Annotated in this window: 30 protein-coding genes; 17 read left to right on the top strand and 13 right to left on the bottom strand. The window is 65.1% G+C overall.

Annotation, left to right across the window (positions count from 1 at the left end):
• Positions 1-125: 125 nt before the first annotated feature.
• Positions 126-545: a thermonuclease family protein gene (locus EN852_RS09345; RefSeq protein WP_189545793.1), complete on the top strand. Its 420-nt coding sequence runs from the start codon at positions 126-128 to the stop codon at positions 543-545.
• Between the two features lie 92 nt (positions 546-637).
• On the top strand, positions 638-841 hold the full coding sequence (locus EN852_RS09340) for a KTSC domain-containing protein (RefSeq protein WP_127875256.1): 204 nt from the start codon (positions 638-640) through the stop codon (positions 839-841).
• 116 nt (positions 842-957) lie between these two features.
• Here the strand turns inward: EN852_RS09340 and EN852_RS09335 are convergent, their stop codons facing one another.
• The 3 genes from EN852_RS09335 to EN852_RS09325 form a co-directional block, all read right to left on the bottom strand.
• Positions 958-1,254 carry a hypothetical protein gene (locus EN852_RS09335; protein ID WP_127875257.1) on the bottom strand — a complete coding sequence of 99 codons (297 nt, stop codon included), beginning with the start codon at positions 1,252-1,254 and terminating at the stop codon, positions 958-960.
• 123 nt (positions 1,255-1,377) lie between these two features.
• The gene (locus tag EN852_RS09330) at positions 1,378-1,617 is read right to left on the bottom strand and encodes a hypothetical protein (protein WP_127875258.1); all 240 of its coding nucleotides are present in this window, start codon (positions 1,615-1,617) and stop codon (positions 1,378-1,380) included.
• A gap of 48 nt (positions 1,618-1,665) precedes the next feature.
• On the bottom strand, positions 1,666-1,857 hold the full coding sequence (locus EN852_RS09325; protein WP_127875259.1) for a hypothetical protein: 192 nt from the start codon (positions 1,855-1,857) through the stop codon (positions 1,666-1,668).
• Positions 1,858-1,950: 93 nt separating this feature from the next.
• On the opposite strand from EN852_RS09325, the gene EN852_RS09320 reads away from it, so the two are divergent.
• Positions 1,951-2,196: a hypothetical protein gene (locus EN852_RS09320; RefSeq protein WP_127875260.1), complete on the top strand. Its 246-nt coding sequence runs from the start codon at positions 1,951-1,953 to the stop codon at positions 2,194-2,196.
• 22 nt (positions 2,197-2,218) lie between these two features.
• Here the strand turns inward: EN852_RS09320 and EN852_RS09315 are convergent, their stop codons facing one another.
• Positions 2,219-2,443 (bottom strand): hypothetical protein, encoded by a 225-nt coding sequence (locus tag EN852_RS09315; protein WP_127865485.1) that lies wholly within the window; start codon positions 2,441-2,443, stop codon positions 2,219-2,221.
• Positions 2,444-2,530: 87 nt separating this feature from the next.
• Here EN852_RS09315 and EN852_RS09310 point away from each other — a divergent pair, with 87 nt between their 5' ends.
• Positions 2,531-3,385, top strand: coding sequence for an ATP-dependent DNA ligase (locus tag EN852_RS09310; RefSeq protein WP_127875261.1), 855 nt, complete (start codon positions 2,531-2,533; stop codon positions 3,383-3,385).
• Positions 3,386-3,399: 14 nt separating this feature from the next.
• Complete coding sequence (locus tag EN852_RS09305) at positions 3,400-3,621, top strand: hypothetical protein (RefSeq protein WP_127875262.1); 222 nt, start codon at positions 3,400-3,402, stop codon at positions 3,619-3,621.
• Between the two features lie 167 nt (positions 3,622-3,788).
• Here EN852_RS09305 and EN852_RS09300 read toward each other — a convergent pair whose 3' ends face one another.
• Positions 3,789-4,148: a helix-turn-helix transcriptional regulator gene (locus tag EN852_RS09300; protein WP_127865257.1), complete on the bottom strand. Its 360-nt coding sequence runs from the start codon at positions 4,146-4,148 to the stop codon at positions 3,789-3,791.
• A 296-nt stretch (positions 4,149-4,444) separates the two neighbouring features.
• On the bottom strand, positions 4,445-4,708 hold the full coding sequence (locus tag EN852_RS09295; protein WP_127865258.1) for a hypothetical protein: 264 nt from the start codon (positions 4,706-4,708) through the stop codon (positions 4,445-4,447).
• 235 nt (positions 4,709-4,943) lie between these two features.
• Between EN852_RS09295 and EN852_RS09290 the strand changes: the two genes are divergently transcribed.
• The 3 genes from EN852_RS09290 to EN852_RS09275 all read left to right on the top strand — a co-directional run bounded on the left by EN852_RS09290 (position 4,944) and on the right by EN852_RS09275 (position 7,269).
• A complete protein-coding gene (locus tag EN852_RS09290) occupies positions 4,944-6,044 on the top strand; it encodes an NAD(P)/FAD-dependent oxidoreductase (protein WP_127875263.1) in 1,101 nt (366 codons plus the stop codon).
• Positions 6,045-6,303: 259 nt separating this feature from the next.
• Positions 6,304-6,933, top strand: a complete 630-nt coding sequence (locus EN852_RS09280) for a glutathione S-transferase family protein (RefSeq protein WP_127875265.1) — start codon at positions 6,304-6,306, stop codon at positions 6,931-6,933.
• A gap of 108 nt (positions 6,934-7,041) precedes the next feature.
• Positions 7,042-7,269: a hypothetical protein gene (locus tag EN852_RS09275; protein ID WP_127865261.1), complete on the top strand. Its 228-nt coding sequence runs from the start codon at positions 7,042-7,044 to the stop codon at positions 7,267-7,269.
• Positions 7,270-7,287: 18 nt separating this feature from the next.
• Here EN852_RS09275 and EN852_RS09270 read toward each other — a convergent pair whose 3' ends face one another.
• From EN852_RS09270 to EN852_RS09260, 3 genes are all read right to left on the bottom strand, one after another.
• On the bottom strand, positions 7,288-8,289 hold the full coding sequence (locus EN852_RS09270) for an aldo/keto reductase (protein ID WP_127875266.1): 1,002 nt from the start codon (positions 8,287-8,289) through the stop codon (positions 7,288-7,290).
• A gap of 293 nt (positions 8,290-8,582) precedes the next feature.
• Entirely contained in the window at positions 8,583-9,005 is a 423-nt protein-coding gene (locus tag EN852_RS09265) for a BA14K family protein (RefSeq protein WP_127875267.1), read from the bottom strand.
• 30 nt (positions 9,006-9,035) lie between these two features.
• On the bottom strand, positions 9,036-9,458 hold the full coding sequence (locus tag EN852_RS09260) for an EF-hand domain-containing protein (protein WP_127875268.1): 423 nt from the start codon (positions 9,456-9,458) through the stop codon (positions 9,036-9,038).
• 233 nt (positions 9,459-9,691) lie between these two features.
• Between EN852_RS09260 and EN852_RS09255 the strand changes: the two genes are divergently transcribed.
• The 7 genes from EN852_RS09255 (at position 9,692) to EN852_RS09225 (ending at position 14,012) form a co-directional block, all read left to right on the top strand.
• Positions 9,692-10,126 (top strand): EF-hand domain-containing protein, encoded by a 435-nt coding sequence (locus EN852_RS09255; protein WP_127875269.1) that lies wholly within the window; start codon positions 9,692-9,694, stop codon positions 10,124-10,126.
• A 30-nt stretch (positions 10,127-10,156) separates the two neighbouring features.
• Positions 10,157-10,540 (top strand): hypothetical protein, encoded by a 384-nt coding sequence (locus EN852_RS09250; RefSeq protein ID WP_127875270.1) that lies wholly within the window; start codon positions 10,157-10,159, stop codon positions 10,538-10,540.
• A gap of 91 nt (positions 10,541-10,631) precedes the next feature.
• The gene (locus EN852_RS09245; protein WP_127875271.1) at positions 10,632-11,228 is read left to right on the top strand and encodes a sigma-70 family RNA polymerase sigma factor; all 597 of its coding nucleotides are present in this window, start codon (positions 10,632-10,634) and stop codon (positions 11,226-11,228) included.
• A complete protein-coding gene (locus EN852_RS09240) occupies positions 11,225-11,653 on the top strand; it encodes a hypothetical protein (protein ID WP_127875272.1) in 429 nt (142 codons plus the stop codon). Before EN852_RS09245 ends, EN852_RS09240 begins: the two co-directional genes overlap by 4 nt.
• Positions 11,650-12,048 carry a periplasmic heavy metal sensor gene (locus tag EN852_RS09235; protein ID WP_127875273.1) on the top strand — a complete coding sequence of 133 codons (399 nt, stop codon included), beginning with the start codon at positions 11,650-11,652 and terminating at the stop codon, positions 12,046-12,048. Before EN852_RS09240 ends, EN852_RS09235 begins: the two co-directional genes overlap by 4 nt.
• Positions 12,049-12,115: 67 nt before the next feature.
• Positions 12,116-13,267 (top strand): hypothetical protein, encoded by a 1,152-nt coding sequence (locus EN852_RS09230; protein ID WP_127875274.1) that lies wholly within the window; start codon positions 12,116-12,118, stop codon positions 13,265-13,267.
• A complete protein-coding gene (locus EN852_RS09225) occupies positions 13,260-14,012 on the top strand; it encodes an ABC transporter ATP-binding protein (protein ID WP_127875275.1) in 753 nt (250 codons plus the stop codon). Before EN852_RS09230 ends, EN852_RS09225 begins: the two co-directional genes overlap by 8 nt.
• 67 nt (positions 14,013-14,079) lie before the next feature.
• Here the strand turns inward: EN852_RS09225 and EN852_RS09220 are convergent, their stop codons facing one another.
• The 3 genes from EN852_RS09220 to EN852_RS09210 all read right to left on the bottom strand — a co-directional run bounded on the left by EN852_RS09220 (position 14,080) and on the right by EN852_RS09210 (position 17,667).
• The gene (locus EN852_RS09220; protein WP_127875276.1) at positions 14,080-14,577 is read right to left on the bottom strand and encodes an N-acetyltransferase; all 498 of its coding nucleotides are present in this window, start codon (positions 14,575-14,577) and stop codon (positions 14,080-14,082) included.
• 283 nt (positions 14,578-14,860) lie between these two features.
• The gene (locus EN852_RS09215) at positions 14,861-16,141 is read right to left on the bottom strand and encodes an NAD(P)/FAD-dependent oxidoreductase (protein WP_127875277.1); all 1,281 of its coding nucleotides are present in this window, start codon (positions 16,139-16,141) and stop codon (positions 14,861-14,863) included.
• Positions 16,138-17,667 (bottom strand): formyl transferase, encoded by a 1,530-nt coding sequence (locus EN852_RS09210; protein WP_127875278.1) that lies wholly within the window; start codon positions 17,665-17,667, stop codon positions 16,138-16,140. The genes EN852_RS09215 and EN852_RS09210 overlap by 4 nt, the downstream gene beginning before the upstream one ends.
• A gap of 246 nt (positions 17,668-17,913) precedes the next feature.
• On the opposite strand from EN852_RS09210, the gene EN852_RS09205 reads away from it, so the two are divergent.
• Complete coding sequence (locus tag EN852_RS09205) at positions 17,914-20,022, top strand: Wzz/FepE/Etk N-terminal domain-containing protein (protein WP_127875279.1); 2,109 nt, start codon at positions 17,914-17,916, stop codon at positions 20,020-20,022.
• A gap of 1 nt (position 20,023) precedes the next feature.
• Positions 20,024-21,400: a VpsF family polysaccharide biosynthesis protein gene (locus EN852_RS09200; protein WP_210238229.1), complete on the top strand. Its 1,377-nt coding sequence runs from the start codon at positions 20,024-20,026 to the stop codon at positions 21,398-21,400.
• Between the two features lie 29 nt (positions 21,401-21,429).
• Here EN852_RS09200 and EN852_RS09195 read toward each other — a convergent pair whose 3' ends face one another.
• Complete coding sequence (locus EN852_RS09195) at positions 21,430-21,717, bottom strand: GIY-YIG nuclease family protein (protein WP_127875280.1); 288 nt, start codon at positions 21,715-21,717, stop codon at positions 21,430-21,432.
• Between the last annotated feature and the right edge of the window lie 101 nt (positions 21,718-21,818).

Genomic DNA, 21,818 nt, shown 5'->3' with positions numbered 1-21,818 from the left:
CCTTATCGGCGCGGCGTGCCTGATGAGGCCGATCGGTTGAACGTGATCGCCTATCTTAGAACACTCGCCGACGCACCGGTGCCACTGCCCGTAGGGGGGGTGCGTTTAGCACGGCCATGTGTAGGTTGATCCTCACCCTTGCCTTCCTGCTCACCTGTGGCCCTGTGTCCGCGGCAGAGCATTGGTCTGCTGAGGACGGCGACACGCTGTGGCACGACAAAAAACGAATTCAATTGCTCGGTTTTGATGCCCCCGAACTTTCGCAGGTGTGTTTTGATGCCGCTGACAAGATCTGGCCCTGCGGCAAGTATGCGCGTGACCACATCCAACATCTTATTGCCTCAGGCGATGTATCCTGCCTCATCGAGGGCAAGGACGGTTACAACGACGACGTCGGCGTCTGCTTCGTAGGAGGCATCGATCTCGGACGGGACCTGGTGAAACACGGATTGGCGGTAGCCGACACTCGATACCTTGCCGAGGAGCAAGAAGCCCGCATTGCCAAACGCAACTTGTGGGCAGGGAGCTTTATCAAGCGGCGATAGCAGCTAGCGCGCACGGGAAGCGTATGCGTTCACATCCCTGAAACAAAGGCCGCGCCCCGGCGTTTGCGAATGCAAACTCGCAAGGTGCGCCATTGCCATCCACCTCGATCAAGAAAACAGAGTACGATCCGACCAGCAGGATCCTCTCTGTGTGGTTCGTGGCCAGCGGCAAGCGCTACGATTTTGAGGGGGTGCCGCCTGAGACCTATGCAGCTTTCCGGTCGGCATTCGTCAAGGGTCGCTTTTTCAACGACCACATTCGAAATCATTTCCCGTATCGCCGCGTTCCGGACTAAGCGTCCATATCAGGCAGGCTTGCCCTGACCCCTTTAACATTTGTGGGCGCGGCCTCGACCCGTCCTGTGCACATGATTGGTCGCTCGGTCCTGGCGGGTCCGAGCCCAACCACCTCTCACCCGCTGGCTTCGGCCGGCGGGTTTTTTGTTTCGCGCTCTCGCGGAATGTAAAGGGCCTCTCCTGATGGCACCTTTGCAGCGAACTGGAGAGTGAACAGAAGCCGATTTCGATCATCCGTGACATTCATGATCCAAGGGGTCATATGCTCCCAGAAAGACCTCTTGCTGTCGTTTATCATCTCGCTGGCCGCGCGCACTGCTTCCTGGCGCGCGGCATCGAGATCGGGGAGATCGACGCCTTCGTCATCGGGGGTGAATTCGCCGTTGTCGACGTGGAAATGAAAAATGGGCATGCCGCTAGCCTTGTTGAACAGCAGAACAACGTTCGCTCCATCGCTTTGTTTCGCAGCGGTTGCGACTTAACCCACGAATAGATTCGGCGCCTTTGAGGGCCATCCTGGGCGCTGGCAAGAATGTTATTCGCGGCTGGGCGCCGGAGCCTGAAATTTCTCTCCACAGGCCTTACGCTGTAGCCGCGATAGATGCACGCGGTGCAGCATTTGCACCTCTTCGAGCAGATGCAGGAACTCGATGGCATCGACGGTCGAGTGGCCGTCATGATCAAGCTGAGCGATAAGTTGGTGTTGGCGGGTCAAATGACGCTCTCCCAGCCGGACGTGCCGGGCCGACATGGCGATGTCATCCGCAAGTGTCATCGGGCAGAACGCGCCTTAATATTGCTGGTTCCGCTTGTCCGGCGAGGGCTATTTGAACGTATACCTGAAAACCGCTTGCTTGCCCTCTTCGGTGACGCGAACCCATAGACGTTCGTCGCTGCGAGCCTTGACCTCTCTCTTGGTGCCTATCGTCGCGGCCTCCCATGGCGTGGTTGCGATCACGGTGTAATGGGATACTGGCGTCTCGCCAGCCATCTCTTCGACCCGGTAGGTTTTCATCCAACTCCAAGGCGTTTAATCGAACTTTGCCCCCGCCTTCATCCTCCATCATATGAGGTTGGCGCTGGCATTAACCCACGTTAGTTTAGCAACATGGCAGATGATGAAACCGAACTGGCGGCTGTTGATCGGCACATCGTTAACGGTATGCGCCACATCGAGCACCAGCGCAAAGTTGTCGCGAGGCTCCGCGCCTATGGCTCTAAAACCAAAACAGCAGAAGAATTGCTAAAAGTGTTTGAAGCCGTCCAAGAGACCCACATAGCCCACAAAAGCCTGCTCATCCGAACGGACGACCTTCTGAGGAACGCGCGCTACCCCGGCCCCAGCAAGGGTTGACTGAGCCAGCCGCGTATTTTGGCTAAGTTTTGATGCTTGGTGCTGGTGGTATCTCTCGGGGCTCAAAGCTCAGCCGCTCGACCGTGGCAACAATCGCAACCGACAATGCCTCGGCCTCGTCGAGCACCGACGGGCCATAATGCCCGTTCACCTGCTCCTCGCTCATCAGCACGCCCGGCGGGCAGTGCTCCTCGATCGTCGCTCGGATCATGCGCAGCGCGGCGCGGCATTCAGGATCGTTCTTCATAGCCAAATAAACATTCAATTTTGCTAAAATGTTCCGGAACCAAGGCAGCGGCTGGCGCCTTGAATTGCGTTGTGTTGGGGTTGTGCGTTGCGTCTCTCTTTCATCAGGCCGATGGAGCCGGAGCTTGTCGACCAGCCGCCGGCAGGCGAGGGCTGGTCGCACGAGATCAAATTCGACGGGTACAGAACGCAGCTTATCAAGGATGATGAAGGCGTTCGCATCTTCACAAAGTCAGGCATTGATTGGACCGCGAAGTACAAGCCGATCGCCAACGAAGCCGAAGGACTGAGGGCCGAAAGCTTCATCATCGAAGGCGAGATGATTGTGCTCAACGAAAAGGGCCTGTCCAACTTCGATGCGCTTCGCTCGGCCATTACGCGGCGGCCTCAGGATCTCTATCTCGTTGCCTTCGACCTCTTGAACCTCAATGGCCATGATTTGCTTGATATGCCGCTCCAGGACCGCAGGGAGGTACTGCAGGCGCTTATCCCGGCGGGCGGGCACATCCAGTTCTCAGAGGCCTTGCCTGGTGCTGGCGACGCCGTTTACCACCTGGCGTGCGAGACAAACCTGGAAGGCATCGTTTCGAAGCGCCTCGACAGTGTCTATCGCTCTGGCGCGACCATGAACTGGCGGAAAATCAAGTGCTACGTCGAAGCCGAAATGGACATCATCGGCGTGCAGCGAGAGGCTGGGAAGCCTGCCATGGTGCTGATGGCCCATGAGGGCCGCTATATGGGCGGCGCCTTCGTGACGTTCAAAGCCGACAAACGAAAGGCTCTCTGGGATCGCGTGCAGGGCAAAGCTGGTGCTCCGCCTCCAAAGGGATTGGCAAAGCAGAAGGCGGAATGGCTGAAGCCGGGCCTGGTCGGACGGGTGAAGTTCCTCAAGGGCGAGGAGACGTTGCGTCATGCCTCGCTGAAGGATTTTCGGGAAAAGTAGGTGGAGTTACTGCGATGCCAATCCGCCAGAAGGCACAGGACGCCGGAATTTTCGAGCCTCAAGAATTGGAGTTCCTGGCAAGGGTGTTCGACCGCCTGAAATATGAGGAGCAGACTGCCGAAGAACGTGAGGCTCTGGCGTCCCGGATCCTCGCGAACTTCATGGCCGGCATCGAGGATGAGGAAGAGCTTGTTTCGCTGTCACGGCTGCCTCTGGGCCGCTCACACATGTCGTAAGCGGCATCGCGGTCGTTGCCTCATGAGCCGCGCTAGCTGTTGCCGCCAAGCTACAGTCCTTTACCTGAAATTCCATTAGGAAAGGCTTGTGCGGGGCTTCCTGGGTTTCGGGCGGACCATCCGGGGAAAGGGGCGCACAGCAGTTTGAGGGAAGATGACCCGTCGGCTTAGGTCGGCGGGTCTTTCTTTCGAGCCACGGCTCTCATTTGGGATCGCCCCTCGGATCGGTCGCGAGTCAAGGAGCGGTCCGCCAGCCGTCGGCGCCACGTTCTGTTGTCGGCAGTGATCTGGCCTTTCGGATCCACTATTGAAGCGCGCCCGTCCGGCGCAAAGACAATTCCCCCAGCCTCTAAAGCCAGCCGCACAGCAAGCACACTGCTGGGCCGGGTGTTCTTTAGGCCGTTTTCGATTCCGCTGATCGTTGCTTCGCTGAGGTTGGCCTTGGCAGCAAGTCGCACCCGCGACCAGTTCAAAAGGGCCCGGGCGAGTCTGACCTGCTCTGCGGAGAGTTCATGTCGGCTGTCCATACGTCTGGAACATTCAATCTCGCTAAAATGTTCCAGGCCGATTTTACAACCAAGTCAGGTGGGCAACACGGCTACAGGTTTTAACATTTGACATCGCGGTCTTGGTGGCGATGCGTCAGTATCGGGCCCGTTCCATTTCTACCCAGGAGTGGACACCGGTCTGCGATCGAGTGTCACGGCAAAATCGCAGACCGGCCCCTTCGGGCCGGATCAGCCCTGCCTTCACTGGGATTTGCTGAAGATCATCTATTGCCACGAAAGCCGCTCTGCCGGCCGCGACGATCGGAATTTGCAATTCACGAACCTGGCTTTGACGCCGGAGCAGCGGAAGACGGCTTGTCCGTAAAAGTCTTGGCACGGGCAGCTTTCAAGTCCGGTTGCTTTGCCTTGCCCGCCGCTGCAGGCAGCTCTGCCGCGCTCGCAAGGATCTCTCGGGACCGCTCTATGAGTCGGCGGTTCTCCTCTATGAGTTCCTCAGCTTCCTCAATGCGCGTGATGGTTTGCTGCTCCATCTCATCGAGGGACTGAACTGGGCTGTTGGACTCGCCGACCTGTTGCATGACCATCCTCAATCTATGAGTCACCCGCGATCCGCCGGCGACAAAACTCGTGAGGACTGGAAACAGTTCCCTAAGAGGCCCGAGAGTTCCGCGTTCGGTCGAACCGCCTGGGGGGAATATAAGGCGCCGGCGCTCCGTTCCGCCCCACGCTGTCAAGCATAGGTGCTTCTCCCTACTTGCCCCTCCAACCCCTCCCGTCATAGCTTTTGCCGCTTTGGCGGGAGGAAAAAGGCGTTTGGAGACCAGTGTCGTCATTGTCGGCGCCGGCCCTGCCGGGCTCGCCGTCGCGGCCTGCCTCAAACAGGCGGGCGTCGATTTCGTGATCCTCGAAAAGGCCGGCGAGGTTGCGCCCTCCTGGCGCCGGCATTACCGGCGGCTGCATCTGCACACGGTGAAATCCTTCTCCTCCCTGCCTTTCGTGCCGTTCCCGAAGAGCCATCCGCGCTACGTTCCGCGCGAAAAAGTGGTGGCCTATCTCGATGCCTATGCCGAGCGCTTCCGCCTTGAGCCGCGCTTCGGCGTCACGGTCAAATCCATCCGCCGCGAGGGCGATCGCCTGCTGGTGCAGACCGATGCCGGGCTGTTCAGCGCCCTCAGGATCGTTGTCGCCACCGGCAACAACGCCCAGCCGATCATGCCGGATTTCCCGGGTATCGAGGATTTCAAGGGCAAGGTGCTGCACAGCGCCGCCTACACCGAAGCGGCCCCCTATGTTGGCAAGGACGTGCTGATCGTCGGCATGGGCAATACCGGCGCGGAGATCGCGCTCGATCTCGCCGAAAGCGGCGCCCGCCCGACCATCTCGGTGCGCAAGGGCGTCCACATCGTGCCGCGCCAGCTCTTCGGTGTGCCCATCCAGATGGTGGGCATCGCGAGCCGGACAATGCCGCGGTCGGTCAATGACTGGATGTTCCCGAAGATTCTCGACCTGGCACTGGGCCGGCTCGAAAAATATGGCATCGTGCGGCCAAAGCAAGGCATCCTGCAAGGCATCGATGCCGGCCGCATCCCGGTGATCGATGTCGGCACGGTGGCGGCGATCAAGGCGGGAAGGATCGGGATTGCGCCGGACATCGCAAGCTTCGCCGGAGCCGGCGTGAAATTTGTCGATGGCGTGGAGAAGAAATTCGACGCTGCGATTTTCGCCACAGGCTATCGTCCTGCTTATGACGCCTTCCTGCCGGCGGAGCTCAGGCCGGACAAGAGCGGCGTGAACGCGCGGGCAAGCGAGTTGGGCGTCTATCTCGTCGGCTTCCACAACCCCGTCACCGGCCTGCTGCGCGAGATCGGCATCGAGGCGCAGGCGGTGGCGAGGGATATTGCGGCGAAGGGCTGACAATCGCAGGGACCGCGCTGGCCGCTCGCACGCCGGCTCTCGTCTTCCCTACGTTGGCGATCGGCGAAGGCCGGCGCGACATCTGATCTCCCCCCTTGCGGGGGAGATGGCCGGCAGGCCAGAGGGGGGTGCCTCGCGCTGACTTTGGGCGGTGCGTCGCGCAGACCTTCGCCCCTTTGGCGCCGTGAATGCTTGAATCGGGTGGCGCATCCCACCACCCCATGCGAAGCCATGCCCATTACACCAGGGGATCCGCGCCATGCTCACGCTCTACGATTATCTCCCGTCGCAAAACGCCTGGAAAGTCCGCGTCCTGCTCGGCCTACTCGGCATCACTTACGAAACCCGCATCGTCTCGATCTTCGAGGGCGAGAGCCGCACCGAGGCCTTCCTGAAGCTGAACCCGGCGGGCGCCGTTCCGGTGCTTGCCGTGGAGAATGGCCAGGCGATTGCCGAGTCCAACGCGATCCTCACTCTTGTCGCCGAGGGTACGCCCTATCTTCCGGCGGACCGGCTTGCCCGCGCCAAGGTGATGCAGTGGCTGTTCTTCGAGCAGTACTACGTCGAGCCGGTCATCGGCTCGTTGCGCTTCTGGACGCTGACCGGCCGGCTGGAGCGCAACCAGGCGCTGGTTGCCGGCAAGCGCGAGGCGGCCGCGCGGGCGCTTGGCGCACTGGAGCGCAGTCTTCGGAACACGCCTTTCCTGGTCGGCGATACGCTCACCATCGCCGACATCGCCGTCTATGCCTACGGCCACCGCGCCGAGGATTGCGGCTTCTCGTTCGCCGATTATCCGGCGGTCGAAGCCTGGGTGGAGAGGGTAGGCGAGGCGATCGGGCCCGGCTATCCGGTGCATCCCTACAGCATCGATCCGCATTCGGGCGGCTGAGCCGCCGGAACACGGCGGCGGGCAGGGCGTTTCCCAATAGCGGCATGTCGGCGTCGCCTCAATCCGGCGCCCGCCGCAGCGCTCCAACCAGAGCCATGGAGGTCCGCTATGGTCCGCACCCTCGCCATCGCAATCCTCGCCACTGGTATCGTCAGCCTGCCCGCCATGGCAGCCGAGAAATATTGGGTCGCCAGGGATGCGGTCTCGAAGCAGTGCGAGATCGTGCCGAAGAAGCCGGATGGCACGCTCGTCGTCGATCTCGACAAGAAGACATACGCCAGCGAGGGCGAGGCGAGGAAAGCGATGGAGGCGAGGGCGGATTGCAAGAATAAGTAGGGGCGTTCAGAACCGCCCCTACCGGTCCACCAGCGACATCGTGCGCTCGTTGTACCTTGGCCCGGACACCTTGTCGGGCGTCAGCGCCATGTCGAGCCCCAGCATCTCGGTCGCATCGAGCGTGATGTCCGCCGCCGCGACATTTTCCTCCAGATAGCTCCGCCGCTTGGTGCCGGGGATCGGCACGATGTCGATGCCGAAGTCCGGCCCCTTGGCGAGCAGCCAGGCGATCGCGATCTGGCCAGGCTTCACGCCCTTGGCGTCGGCGATGTCGCGCACCGTGCTTGCCGCGGCGACATTCAAGTCGAAATTCTCGCCCTGGTAGCGCGGGTCGCCGCGGCGGAAATCGCCTTCGGGATAGTCTTCGGCGCGCTTGACGTCGCCGGCAAGGAAGCCGCGGCCGAGCGGCGCGAACGGCACCAGGCCGATGCCCAGCTCCTTCAGCGCAGGGATGATCTCGGGCTCGAGGTTGCGCTCCCACAGCGAATATTCGCTCTGCAGCGCCGTAACCGGATGCACGGCATGGGCGCGGCGGATGTTGGCAATGCCCGCTTCCGACAGGCCGAAGAAGCGCACCTTGCCCTCGGCCACCAGCTCGCCGACCGTGCCGGCGACATCCTCCATCGGCACGGCGGGATCGACGCGGTGCTGGTAAAGCAGGTCGATGCGGTCGGTGGCGAGCCGTTTCAGCGAAGCGTCGACCACCTCGCGGATGTGTTCGGGCCGGCTGTCGGTGCCGGACTGCTTGCCGTCGACGATGCGGAAGCCGAACTTGGTCGCGATCGTCACCTTGTCGCGCCGGCCTTGCAGCGCGCGTCCAAGCAATTCCTCGTTGACGAAAGGCCCATAGACCTCGGCCGTGTCGAGAAAGGTGCAGCCGACCTCGATCGCCCGGTGGATCGTCGCGATCGATTCCTGTTCGTCGGCCGGGCCGTAGGACTGGCTCATGCCCATGCAGCCAAGGCCGATGGCCGAGACTTCGAGCCCCTGGCTGCCGAGTTTGTGTCTGCCGAGGCTCATAAGTCCTTGTCTCCCGGGAAAGATCAGCGCTCGCGAAATTATAGGGCGGGGACAGGACACGTCCAGCGCTGGGCCGGCGGCGCTTGATCCAGGTCAAGGAAACCGCGAGACGGCGCCGTATAGTCGGCACGTCTTGGGAAGGACACAAGGCGGGCGGGTGGTTCCGCCGACTCCACGGGGACCCGGCGGAACCACCCACACCGACGTTTGGACAAAGGCCTTCAACGCGTCGCCCGAACTTGTTTCGGCGCGACGCGCTTTTTCATGCATCCACAGCCCACGCCGCGCCCGGCTCAACCATACGGCGACCAGCACTGCTGGCGAGGACCGTCATAAGGCTGGTAGCTGTTGTCCCAGGCGCGGTAGGAGCGGTAGCGGTCATAGCACCAGCGCACATGGGCGGCCGCCAGGCGCGCCGCGGGGGGCGGGGGTGGCGCGACCGTGGCGGCCGCCACGCCGGCCGCGAAGGCGGCGGCCGGGAACCAGTAGCCATTGTAGTAGCGGTAGCCGGGCCGCATGCGCCAATAGCCCCTGAAGCCGTTGTAGTAGTGGGCGCCGCCGACGACGTAGAAGCCGCGCCGGTACCAGATGGGCGTCGCCTGGCTGGTCACGAATGCCTGGCCCGGGGCGGGCATGATCGGGACGGCTTCGGCCGGCGAGGCCAGCATCGATACGCCGAGCACCAGGCCGCATAAGGCCGTCGATATCCATTTCATCTCTCTCTCCTTTGTCTCGTGTCCTGGGGATCACGGGCGCTTCAGCGCCCGCAATTCGGAAATCGAAAGCGCGCCGTCGCCATCGGTGTCCGCCTGCAGCAGCCGGTCGGGAATGGCGGCCGTGAATTCGTCGCGCGAGATCCTGCCGTCGCCGTTGCGGTCCATGCGGCTCGCCTCGGCCTGCAGCCCTGCGAAACGCGCGGCCTGGATGTCGCGCTTCGCCTTAACCTGCGCCACGGCCGCCTGCACCTCCTCGGGGTCGAGCACGCCGTTGTGGTTGGCGTCCAGCCGGTCGAACATCCGCGCCCGCGCTGCCTGGATCTCGCTGAATTCGAGCTTTCGGTCGCCATTGGTGTCGATGCGCCGGAACGCTTCCCGGGCGCCGGTGTCGGCGGCGAACGCGCTGCAGCCGCACAAAAGCAGCCCGGCGAGGGCGATCACGATCTTGGTCATCTGGGTCTCCGCTGAAATCGACGACCCGCCGCGGACCGTCCTTGCAGCGTCTCCTACGCGGGAGTTCGGCCGCTCCTACGCGCCGCCCGCGAATTTTCGGGACAGAGATGCTCGCGACGCCCGACGCCGTGGCGGCCCGCGAAAAATTCTTGCCGCCGGGCGTAGGAGCACGGGCCGGGCTGCGTATTGGCCGACAGTCGCCCCCCGCGACGTGACAGTCGAAAGGACCAACCATGAAACGCTCAGCAATCCTTGCGGGCCTGCTTCTCGGGCTCGCTCCGGTCTGCGCCGCCGTGGCGCAGGACATGCCCGGCCAGCGCATCCTGCAGCGCCTCGACACCAATGGCGACGGCGCGATCTCGAAGGACGAGATGCTCGCCGCCCGCGAACGCCTCTTCAAGAGGCTCGACCGCAATGGCGACGGCGCCATTGACGAGAAGGAGATCGAAACCGCCCGCCAGGCCATCGAGGACCGCGCCCAGGCAACCGAGGCCCGCCTCGGCACTCGCTGGCGGCGCATGGACAGGAACGGCGACGGCAAGGTCACCGAGAACGAGTTCCAGGCAAGCACGCCGCTCTTCGATCTCGCCGACCGCAATGGCGACGGCAGGCTCTCCGCCGACGAGATCGCGGCCATCCGCAAGATCGTGGCTGCTCACGCCAATTGACCAACCTGCCTGCCAGAAAGGAAAATGACTATGCTTTCAAGACTCAAACTTCCGCTGCTTTGCTTCGGCGCTATGGTCGTCTGGTCGGCCGCTTCCCCGGCATCGGCCGAGGAGTGGACGCGCAAGACGGTGCATGGCGGCGAACTGAGCCGCAGCATCGACCGCGACGGCAATATCTACACAGGCTCGACCACGCGGACCGGGCCGAACGGCGGCACCTACACGTCGAATTCAACCTGCAAGGCCGGCGTTGTTGACCGCTGCTCCAGGAGCTATTCTGCCACCGGGCCGAACGGCAAGACCGTTTCAGGTCAGCGTTACAGCGCGGCCGGACCGTTTCGCGGCCGTTCCGTCGGCAGCTTCACGGGCCCGAACGGCAACACGGTTCACGGCTTTCGCCGTTGGCGCCGCTGACATCTGGTGGTGGACTTGACGTCGGAATTCGCTTTTCTCCCGAGCCGGATCGTCGCGGATTTCTCCCTCGTCGCCGGAGGCTCGCCGATCGGTGCCCGCCGCCGTGCGGGATGAAGGCGCCGATGGCGACGAGGAGCTTCTGGCCCGCATCGCCGGAGGCAGCCAGGCGGCTTTGTCCACGCTCATGGCCCGCCACGGCCGTGGGCTGCGCACATTCGCCGCGCGCTATCTCGGCCATGCCGCCGATGCCGAGGACGTGGTGCAGGAGGTGTTCGTGACCGTCTGGAAACAGGCCGCGCGCTTCGATCCCGGCAGGGCGCGCGCCTCGACATGGCTCTACCGAATCACGGCCAACCGCTGCATCGACCAGCGCCGGCGCCGCGGGCTGCGCAATTTCTTCGGCCTGGACGACATCGCGGAGGAGCCGGCCGCGCCGGAAGCGAATGCCGAGACCGCGACGGCGGCGCGGCAGGAGCTGGCGATCGTGCGCGATGGCCTGTCGCGCCTGCCGGAGCGCCAGCGGATGGCGCTGCTTTTGCGGGCGGTGGGCGAGCTTGACATCGGTGCGATCGCCGAGGTGATGGGCGCCAGCGCGGGCTCGGTCGAACAGTTGCTCGTGCGCGGTCGCCGTGCGCTCAGGGATCATTTGGCAGATGCGGCCGGGAGCCGCGAAAGGAAGTCCTCATGACACGCGAGGAATTCGACAAGAACCGGCGCCGTTTCGGCGACGACATCGATGCCTGGCCGGCGCCCTTGAGAGAGCCGGCCCGCGCGTTCATGGCACGTGAAAGCGACGACGCGCTCGACAGGCTCGTGCGGCAGGCCGCGCTGGTCGAGGGCGACGACGGCGCGCTGGCGCGCAAGGTGATGGCGCGTATCGATCGCCGCGCGCCGCGTCCTTCGCTGCTGCCGCGCTTTCTCGTCGCGCCGACTGGCCTCGCCGCTAGCGCCGCGGCCCTGCTTATCACCGCGACAATCGCCGGTTACCAGGTTGCGCGCCTTCAGGACCAGTCCCAGGATTCCGAGCTTCTGGCGCTCGCCGCGGGCGCCAGGCTTCCCGATGACGGCGGACCGGCGATCGCGGGCGATGCGGGCGAGGGGGACGCGCTATGACCGGTCGTTCATGGATCTGGGCTGCGGTACTGGTTGTGCTTGCCCTTTCGCTGGCGCTAAACTTCTTCTTCATCGGCTATGCCGCGCATGGCCTGCGCCAAGCGGTCGCCGCGCGCGGGCTGCTGGCCGAGGTCGCGGGCGCCTATTCGCCTGAGGTGCGCAAGGAGTTCCGCGCGGTCATGCGCGACAACCGCGCCCGCACATTCGAAGCCCTGCGGCAGCTGCGCGCGGCGCGCGCCGACCTGGCGGCGGCCGAGCAGGCGCAGCCTTTCGACGAGGCGGCGGTCAGGCAGGCGATGGCCGCGGTGCGCACCGCCACGACCAACCTTCAGGCAACGGTGCAGGACTATCTGCTTGCAGCCATGAAGAACGTCAACGCGAAGCCGGCCGGGTGAGCCATCGCCCCACTCGCGGCACAATTGCCGTGACCTATTCCCGTGTCGGAACGAAGATGACCAACCAATGCGGCACGACGGGCTTGTCCTGATACTGCTCCGGCGCGAGCTGGTTGCCGGCCTGCGGGCGATGCGGCGCCGCGATCTCGCCTGGATCGGGCTCGGCGGCGGCGCGCTGCTGGCCTATGCGATCGCCGATATCGTGCTTGCCCTGCATGCCGCAGCGGCGAGGCTGCGCCACGACCAGCTTCCGTGGTCCCTCGACCTGCCGCTTGCGCTGGCGGCGCTCGGCGTGTTCGCGGGCAATGCGGTGTCCGCGCTTTGTCTTCAACGGGCTTTCGCATCCTTCCTCAAGGCGCTGCCGCTAACACCCGGAGAGCGCCGCCGCATGGCAGGCAGGGCGACGCTGGCGATCTTCGCGCCGCTGGGCGTCTTGGTTGTCGTTTCGGCAGGCGTCGCCTGCGCCGTCATCGGCAAGCCGTTGCCGGTGGCCTGGGGCCTGGGCGCGGCGATCCTGTTTGCCTTGGGCTTCGGCACGGCCGCCCTCTGGCGCTTGCGGCGGCCACGCCTTCTCCTGGATGAGGCGGCAGGCGAGGCGGCGCCGGTCGGGAGGCCGTGGCTCGGCCGTCTCGACCGAGCGCGTCCGCGCTGGCTTTCGAGCTGGGCCTGGAAACTGCCGGGTGGCCATTTGCGGCCGTCATGGAAGCTGGCCGCCGCCAGCCTCATGCTTGCGGTCGCGGCCATCCTTGGCGCATGGGCAAGCCTTGCCAGCGGCACGGCCGGGCCGGCGGCGGTCGCGGGCCTGGCGGGCGGCATTCTCGTCTTCATGCTCAGCCTGCGCTGCCAGCCGGTCGGCTCGCCGGTGCTGCGCACGGCGCCCATCGGCTTCACCCGCGTTTGGCTGCGGCTGGTGCAACTGCCGCTGCAATTGTCGCTCGCCTTCTTCCTGCTGCCAGCCGGCGCGGCGCTCGCGGCCGAGCCGTCGGCATGGGCCGTGCCGGTGGCAGGTGGGCTCTGGCTGCTGGTGCTGAACGGCGCCTATGCGGTGTTCGGCGCCTATTTCCTGAACGCGCCCTTCGTCGCCATGCTGAGCTTCGCCAGCGCGCTCGCCTATGCCGGCTATGAAACGCTCGAATATGGCCGCACCGTGCTGATCGGCCTGGCTGCGCTGGTGTTCTTCCTGTGGCACCGAACCCGACAGAGGTATCGCAATGGATGAAGTCCTGGCCGTCAGCGGGCTCAGCGCCGGCTATCGCGGGCGCGCTGTGATACGCGGCATTGATCTTTCGCTCCGCCGGGGCGACATACTCGGCCTGCTCGGCGCCAACGGTTCGGGCAAGTCGACGCTCATCAGGGCGATCACCGGCCAGATCCCGTTGCTCAGCGGCAGCGTGACGGTCGACGGCGTTGACCTCGCCGCCGCGCCGGAGCGTGCCAAGGCCCGCTTCGGCCTCGCCATCGAGCCGCATGAGTTGCCGGCGCCACTTTCGGGACGCCAATATATCGAGCTCGTTGCCTCGATCCGCGGCTGCGCGCCAAACGACCTGCCAAGTGCCGATCTGCCGGGCGGCGACCTCCTGGAGCGGCTCGAACTCGGCCGCTGGATGGACCGTCCGATCGCCGAATATTCGCTCGGCACGCGAGCCAAGGTCGCGATCGTTGCTGCGTTTCTCGGCCGGCCGCCGCTGCTGATTTTCGACGAGACGCTGAACGGCCTCGATCCGGTCGCCGCCTGGGAGGTGAAACGCGCGATCACCGCGCTCTGCGCGAGCGGCCGTCACGCAGTGATCGTCTCGACCCATGTGGTGGAGGCGGTGCCGGCGCTTTGCAATCGCGCGGTGCTAATGGCCGATGGCAGCCTGAGCCGGAGCTGGGATGCGGCGCAACTGGCCGAGGCAGGCAGGGCGCCAGGCGCGTTCGAGGCAAGCGTTATGCAAGCGCTGCGCATGCACGCCGCTGCCTGATCAAGAGCAATTCCAGGAAAAGTGTGAGGGGTTTTCCGCCCTGGAATTCTGGCAAAAAACAAAGCCTCTAAGCCATCGGCAGCATGCGCCGCATGATCAGCGACGCATGCCCACCGACGCCGTGCGCTGCTTCGCGGCGCTCGACCACCTCGAAGCCGTGCTTGCGGTAGAAGGCGATCGCGCGGTCGTTGCCCTCGATCACCTCCAGCGCGATCGAGGGGATGCCGGCATGCGCGGCAAGCACGGCATGCAAAAGGTCGACCGCAAGCCCGCTGCCGAACGCCTGTGGCTCGATATGCAGCCGCTCCAGCGTGACGTCGCCTTTGGCGTCCATCGCCGCCATCGCATAGCCGGCGATCGAGCCGTCGGCGCGTTCGGCGACGAAGGACATCTTGTCCTCGTCCTCCAGTTCTTCCGCAAGCTTCTCCGGCGCATGTTTCTCGTCGGAAAGCCGGGCCACGGTCTCGTCGCCCATGATCGGCGCGTAGGTCCGCCGCCAGGATTGGCCGAGAAGCCGCGACACGTCGGCAAGATCGCTCCTCGTCATCGCCCGGATGCTGGTCATGGTCGTTGTCCTTGTCTCGATCCGAAGATAGGGCGAGGCGCGGTGCGAGGCCAATCCCCGTGCGCGGAAGGCGCGGATCCTGTCGGTGCTCTTTCGGGGCGTTCAAGCGGATATCATGGGCGGCTGAAACGATCCTGTGTACCCGATAGCCCGCTGCCGAACCGATAGGGGCGGCAGCGGGCCATTGATGCGACGCTGTCCCGCCGAGCAGGAGACACTGCTCAATCGTGAAGCTAAACGGGCTTCGCCGCGACGCGCGACTTACGGATTCGTAAGCTTACGGTTATGCTCCCAGGCGCGGCCCGGCGTGTAATTCCTGCGCCGCCTTGTCGGTGTGGTCGAAAGCAGCTCCTGTTACGCCAAGTGCGGCGCCGCTCGGATTTCCCACCTCCCGGAACCGGCGGGCGAAGATCATCAGGCGCCGCGCGGTGTTGTTGCGCAGGCGGCGCAGGCGCCATTCCAGTCCCGTCTCGGTGGTGATGCGCCTGGCATAGATGCTGGCGCGCATGGCTCTTTCATCGGCGGCGACCTTGACCGGATCGTCGTAGAAAGCGGTGATCTTATCAGCCGCCATGCCGGGCGTTTCGAGCCAGGCAGGGATATGCGTCGTGGCGAGGCAGTCGACATCGGTGAGCACCCGGTGGATGCCGTCGCCTTGCGCAGGGCAGGTCGTGGCGAACGCATCGCCGATGAAGACCACGCCGTCGCGACGATGGCCCCGTGTCGTCGTCAGGCTGACCTGCCGCACCTCGACCTCGCTGGCGACGGCGAAATTGCCGCATCGCTGGGCAATCTCCGGCATCAGGTCCAGCAGCATCTGTTGCGGGTTCTCGCGGAACGCCCGCACCCACGGATCGGCGACGGTCCGATAGACGAACATGTTCGCCCGCAGCCGCTCGCCGATCCGGAAGATGGTAAGAAAGGCAATGCGATCGGCGATCCGCCTTGCGTAGAAGGTGAGGGACTGCAGACCGAATTCCTGCGGCGAGATCGCGAAATCGAATCCCATCGACAGCGAATGCGCCTTGGATTCCTCGATGCGCTCGACGCCGATGGCGCGCCGCACTGCCTCGCTGTAGCCGGTGGCCACCACCAGCAGTCGCGCATCGATGACGGAGCCGTCGGTGAGCACCAGGCGCTGCCGGTCCGGCCCGGTCGACACGTCGGCGACCTTGCCCACCGTCAGCGGCACTTCTGGAGGCAGCGCCGCGCGCAGGCCGTTGACCAGCGGCGTGTAGGAAAAGGCGTATTCAAAGGTCTGCTTGCGCTCGAACAATCGGCCGAAGCGGAAGACATGGAGATCGGTCATCGGCGTGGAGATCGACCTGAAAACCGGCCCGAGCCCGAGTTTCTCGAACAGCCCCATCTGTTCGGCGCGGGTTTTCTCGGCCCGGAATTCGTCATGGTGGACACGATGCGGATCGATCAGCGCCACCTTGCGGCCTGCTTTGGCGAGCGTTGTCGCCAGAACGGTTCCGGCCAGCCCGGCGCCGACGATCGCCACTTCCACCTCGGTCCGGCCGGGCGGGGCTGCGGGCGTTTCGCGATTCTCGGTGGTGCTCATTGCTTGTCTCCACGGCCCGTGGGCATGCTCTTCCGCCGCTGGGTCTTCCAGCGCGGTGCCATTGCCGAACCATCTATGAATTCCAGTCCGCCCGCTTCGTTGAGCGTATGCAGCTTGCGGCCGGCCCAGCCGGCGCCCGGGTTGAGGATCGTCTCGACGACCTGTTCGAAGCCGTTATCGTCGAGCTGTGTGACGCGTGCGATGCCAAGCGCGGCGCCATAGCTCCTGCGGCAGTCCTGCACCGGACGCAGAAGCTGGTCGCCGCGGCTCACCATGCGGCCCGCCGGCCGCGCCGAGGCGATGTCGATCAGCAGCGGGTTCTTCGGATGCGACGTCCACGGCCCGCGGAAATCCGGCGCCGACCACAGATGCAGCTGGTCCGAGAAGGCGCCGCCGCCGTCACGCACCGTGGCGAACATCCACCAACGTCCGCCATGCTCGACAAGCGTGGCGTCGCTGGCGACGATATCGGAGACCAACGTCGCCTCCTTCACCCAGCCGCCCGGGAAGGCGGTGGCGCGGTAGAGGTCGACGCTGCGGTTGGCGCCGCTTTCCGGCACCATCCACATCTGGCCGTCGCGCTCGAACACGAAGGGGTAGGAGAGGTGGTAGGGCAGTTCCAGCACCGGCTTCGGGGTGCCGGCCGGTCCGTTCGGCCCGAAAGCCACCGCCGACAGGATCGCCTTGCCGGCGCTATGGATATAATCCTCGACGAACAGCGTCACCTGGCCGCGGTAAAGCACAGGGAAGGGGTCGGCGTAGAAGCGGCTGCCGTCATCGGCCAGGTCGCGCCAGCCCGATTGCGGATGGGCGCGCAGATCGTAAAGGTCCCTGCCTTGGGTCTCGCGCCAGCCGACCCGCCAGTGCGGGGCGTTGTAGCACAGATGATAGATCTGCTGGACGATGCGCCGCACTGTCGCCTTGGCGGCCCGCACGCCGAGCTTCGTGGCCGATGGCATGGGCGGAGGCGACGCGCCGGATGGCGGTTCCGGCAGCACAGGCAGGTGCGAGCGCGCGGCGCCGGCCACCGCCGCCACGATCAGGCTGGCTGCGCGCGCCAGCATGTCCTGGAAGGACGCCAGCGCGACGCCGTGATATTCGGTGCCGAGCCGCGCTTCGGCGATGGTCGCGCCGTTTTGCTCGAGCCGGGCGAGCGGCGTGCGGCCGGCAAGGATGAGCGCCAGCAGGGCTTCCTCGCCGCATACGCCGTCATAGGCGAGCCGCCAGACCTGCCCGCCTTGCGGCTCGGCATCGCCGACGAGGTCGATGGTGAGATCGGCCGGCGCGGACGCCCTCGCATGGCCGGCGAGCGTCGAAATTGGCACACGCCTGGCCGTCCCATTGGCGGGCAGCCGGTGGATAAGCGTTTCAAGCTGGAACAGCGCCTCGGCCGCGCGCGGCACGCCGCCCGCCGCCGGACGCGCGTCGACGCAAAGCTCGACGCCGGGCAGCAGCGACAGCCGTTCGGCCAGCGCGACATGGAAAGCGCGCACGCGATCGCCGTTGAGGCGCAGGCTCAGGCGCATGGCCAGTCCCCGGGCGACTCGCCTCCGGAACCTTCAGGCAGGCCCGCCGGGTCTAGTTCCCGCCGCATGCGCACGATGTCTCCAATTTCAGCTGCACCAGATTTCTACTGTGTTGGTGCAAACTTCGTGCCAGGACAGCCTCAATTTATGAACATAATTAACAGTGTTTTAATCGTTGCCGGGAATAGCTAGGCCAACGCCGCATTTCTCGTCTTGCCGGCCGATGGAGCGTTGTCGGAGCGACCTTTGCAACCACCCCTGCTCATGGTGCCTCAGCAGAACGCTTCGGAGGCGGTTGCGCCGGCGCCGGCCTATTACGCGCCCGCACCGGCGCCAGCGGCTGCCACGGTCGAGCTTGGTGATCTCGGCCGCATCCTGCTGCGGCGCCGCTTCCTGATCCTTGCCGTCACCGCGCTGCTTACCGCCGCGACGCTCGTCTACACCTTGCTGACGCCGGCGCTCTACTCCTCGACGGCGCAGATCATCGTCGATCCCGAGGACCTCCAGGTCGTCACCAACGACGTCAATCCGAGCCGCATCTCGCCCGACGGCGGCATCACCCAGGTCGAGAGCCAGGTCAGCGTCGCGCAGTCGAACGGCGTCCTGCTGCGCGCGATCAAGGCGGAGAACCTCACCGAGGATCCGGATTTCAACGGGCAGGGTGTTCTCGGCCGCTGGATGGGCATGCTCTTCGGCGACAATGACAGCGACAGGACGGCGACCACGCTGGATTCGCTGCGCCGTGTCCTCGCGGTAAAGCGCGACGACAAGGTGCTGGTGCTCAACATCATCATCACCGCCAAGACCGCGCAGAAGGCGTCGGACCTCGCCAACGCCATCGCCACCGCCTACCTTGCCGACCAGGCCGACGCGCGCAGGGACAAGGCGGCCAAGGCCTCCGAGGCGATCACGGCGCGGCTCGACGAACAGCGCAAGCGCGTCGAGCAGGCCGAGAACGCTGTCGAGGCCTACCGCTCGCAGCACAACATGGTGATGGCCCAGGGCAATCTGGTGAGCGACCAGGAACTGACCGGGCTCAATGCCGAGCTGACCGCCGCGCAGGCGCGCACCCAGCAGCTCAAGGCGCAGGTCGATCAGTTGCGCAGGCAGGGCGGAGCGCCGGACGCGACCTCGGAAGCCACGCGCTCCTCGACGATTTCGAGCCTCAGGGCACAGGAAGCGGCGCTGGTCGACCAGATCGCCCAGCTCGGCACCGGGCTCGGACCGCGCCATCCCTCGATGATCGCCGCCCAGCAGCAGCTGCGCGACCTGCGCGTGCTGATCCAGCGCGAGCTCGGCCGCATCGTCACCGCCGCGGAGACCGACTATGAGCGGTCCCTGGCCAACCAGCAGGCGCTGCAGGCCAAGGTGCAGGCGCTCAAGTCGAAATCGCTCGATACCGACCAGGCCTCGGTGCGCCTGCGCGAATTGCAGCGCGACCTCGACGCCGTGCGCACCGTCTATGCCAACTACCTGCAGCGCGCCCAGGAAACGCGCGAGCAGACCAATGTCGACAGCACCAATGCCCGCATCATCTCGCAGGCCATGCCGGCGCTGAAGAAGAGCTGGCCGCCGAAGGGGCTGCTCGTGTTCGGCGCCGTCTTCGGAGGGCTGGCGCTGGGCATCGGCATGGCGCTGATCGCCGAATACCTTTCCCCGACCGTGCTTTCCGCCAACCAGATGCAGTCGGCCATCGAGGCGCCGGTGCTGGGCGTGCTGCCGGGCAGGGGACGCCGCCGCTTCGGCCGCGCGGGCGGCGTGGCGCAAAAGACCGACGCCGTGGCCGGACTGGCGCTGCAGCGCATCGCCGCCACCACAAGGCGTCCGCCCGACTGGCCGCTGGTGCCCTCGATACTCGTGGCGTCGCCGCCCGAGGACAAGGCGCAGCGCTCGAGGGTCGCGTGGCAGCTCGCCAACGCGGCGGCGGCCCGGGGACGACGCGTGCTGTTCATCGACATCAATGCCGGCAAGGGCCAGAAGGACCCGCAGCCCGGCGTGCTCGACGTGCTGCGCGGCGAATATCCGCTCGACGCGGTCAGCCGCTATGCGCCCGGCAGTTCCGTCGCGCTCATCGGCCGGGGCCGGCCAGCGGCGGTGTTCCAGGAAGCGCAGGCGCTCTATTTCGCCCACCGCATGCTGGCCGAGGCCAATCGCAGCTTCGAGCTCGTCGTCGTCGACGGCGGCGCCCTGGCCGATGACCTCAACGTCCTGCCGCTGGTCGCCATGGCCGACGAGATCCTGCTCGTCGCCAGGCTGAACGCGACGCCGATGCGCGACGTCGCCTCGACCTCGGAAGCGGTCTCCGTCATGGGGCGGCTGCCGACCGGCGCCATGCTGGTCGACGAGGCCGCCTGACATGGCCTCGGTCCTGGCTGATTCCGCCCGGCCTGTCCCGGCTTCGGGTTACGGCATTGCGGGCCGGCGCGCTGTCCCCGTCGACACGCTGACCCGGCTTGGCATCACCGTGGCGGTGCTTCTCCTGTTTGCCGTATCCGGCGGCATGCTTTGGCTGCTCGGCTACAATTACGAGGGCCTGCAAGGCAGCGCGCTGACCAAGATCCATCCGTCCACCTATCTCGTGGTCCTGGTGTTTGCCTGGCGGTCCTGCACCTTCGGCAATCCCGTCGGCTATGTCGTCAACGTCACCAACCGGCGTCCGGCGACCGCGCTTTTGGCGGTGATCGCCACGGTGCTTCTCCTCGTCGTCATCGTCAGGCAACGCCCCGGCATGGCCGGCATGATCGACACCTTCGTGGCGCCGGCGCTGTTCGTCCTGGTGCTGAGCGAGGATGACGAAAAGACCTTTGCCCGGCTGCAACTCGTCATCCATGCCGTGATGACGGTGAACGCGCTGCTGGCGCTGTTCGAGTTCGGCGCCAAGCATCTGGTATTCCCCTACAGGTTCGACGGCGCGGTGTTCGTCAACGACCCGCGCTCGACGGCGCTGCAGGGACACCCGCTGTCCAATGCCACGGTCACCTTGATCTATGTGCTGTCGCTGCTGTCCGGCGCGCGTTCCCTGTCGACGCCGCTCAGGCTGGCGCTGGTCGGCCTGCAGTTCTGCGCGCTGGTTGCCTTCGGCGGCCGCTCGGCGATGGTGCTGACGGTCCTGCTCGGCAGCGTCTATATGCTGACCCGCGGCGTCGCCCAGCTCAGGACCGGGCGTGTCAACCTCCTGGCCGCGGCGCTCGTGACCATGCTTGCGGCGTTGCTGCCGCTGGCGATCATGCTCGCCGGCTATTACGGCTTCTTCGACGCGCTGCTCGAGCGCTTCGTCTCCGACAATGGCAGCGCCAACGCGCGCGTCCAGATGTTCGACCTGTTCAGCCGGCTGGAACTGCGCGACATCATCGTCGGCCCTGACATCGACCTTTTGGAGAGCACCCGCCGTATCAGCGGCCTCGAACAGGGCATCGAGAATCCGATCATCCGCATGACGCTCTACCAGGGCGCCTTCTTCACGCTTTTGATGTTCTTCGGCTTCGCGCTGTTCATGCACGAGGTGGCTCGCCGCTGCCATCCCGGCATCTGGCTGCCGATGCTGGGTTGGCTTCTCATCATCAACACCTCGGAAAGCCTTGCGTCAAAGACAACGCTGATGACCAAATTCGTGGTGATCGCCTTGGCGCTGTACAGGCCGGCGAGGGCGGGAGCCGTTAGCCTTTCCATTCGTCATTCTAGGGCGGAGCAAGGAGCGAAGCGACGCGCGCAGACCCTAGAATCCATGCCGTGACGCACGAGCACCGCAGCGGCGCAGAATATTCACCAGCCAATCCCGCGAAATAGCTCGGACCATTCCGGATTGGTCTTCTCGATCAGCTCGACCTTCCATCGGCGTGGCCAGCGCTTCAGCGATGTCTCGCGCTGAATAGCATCGGCGATGTCGAAGTATTCCTCGTACCAGACCAAACGCTGCACACCATAACGCCTGGTGAAGCTGGAGCCTTGGCCTGTCTTGTGCTCGGGCATCCGCCGCGCAAGGTCATTGGTGACACCGATATAGATCGTGCCGCCTTTCTGGCTTGCGGTCAGGTAGACGTAGCCTGTCATGTCGCGATCTTATCCAGCGCCATCGCCAGGCGCTGTTCTGGACCGTTGCATTCTACGGCCAATGTTACGGCATGGGGTCTGCGCGCGTCGCTTCGCTCCTG

Source organism: Mesorhizobium sp. M2E.F.Ca.ET.209.01.1.1, assembly GCF_004010375.2.
Classification (GTDB): Bacteria; Pseudomonadota; Alphaproteobacteria; order Rhizobiales; family Rhizobiaceae; genus Mesorhizobium.
This window is presented reverse-complemented; position numbering and strand designations above follow the sequence as displayed.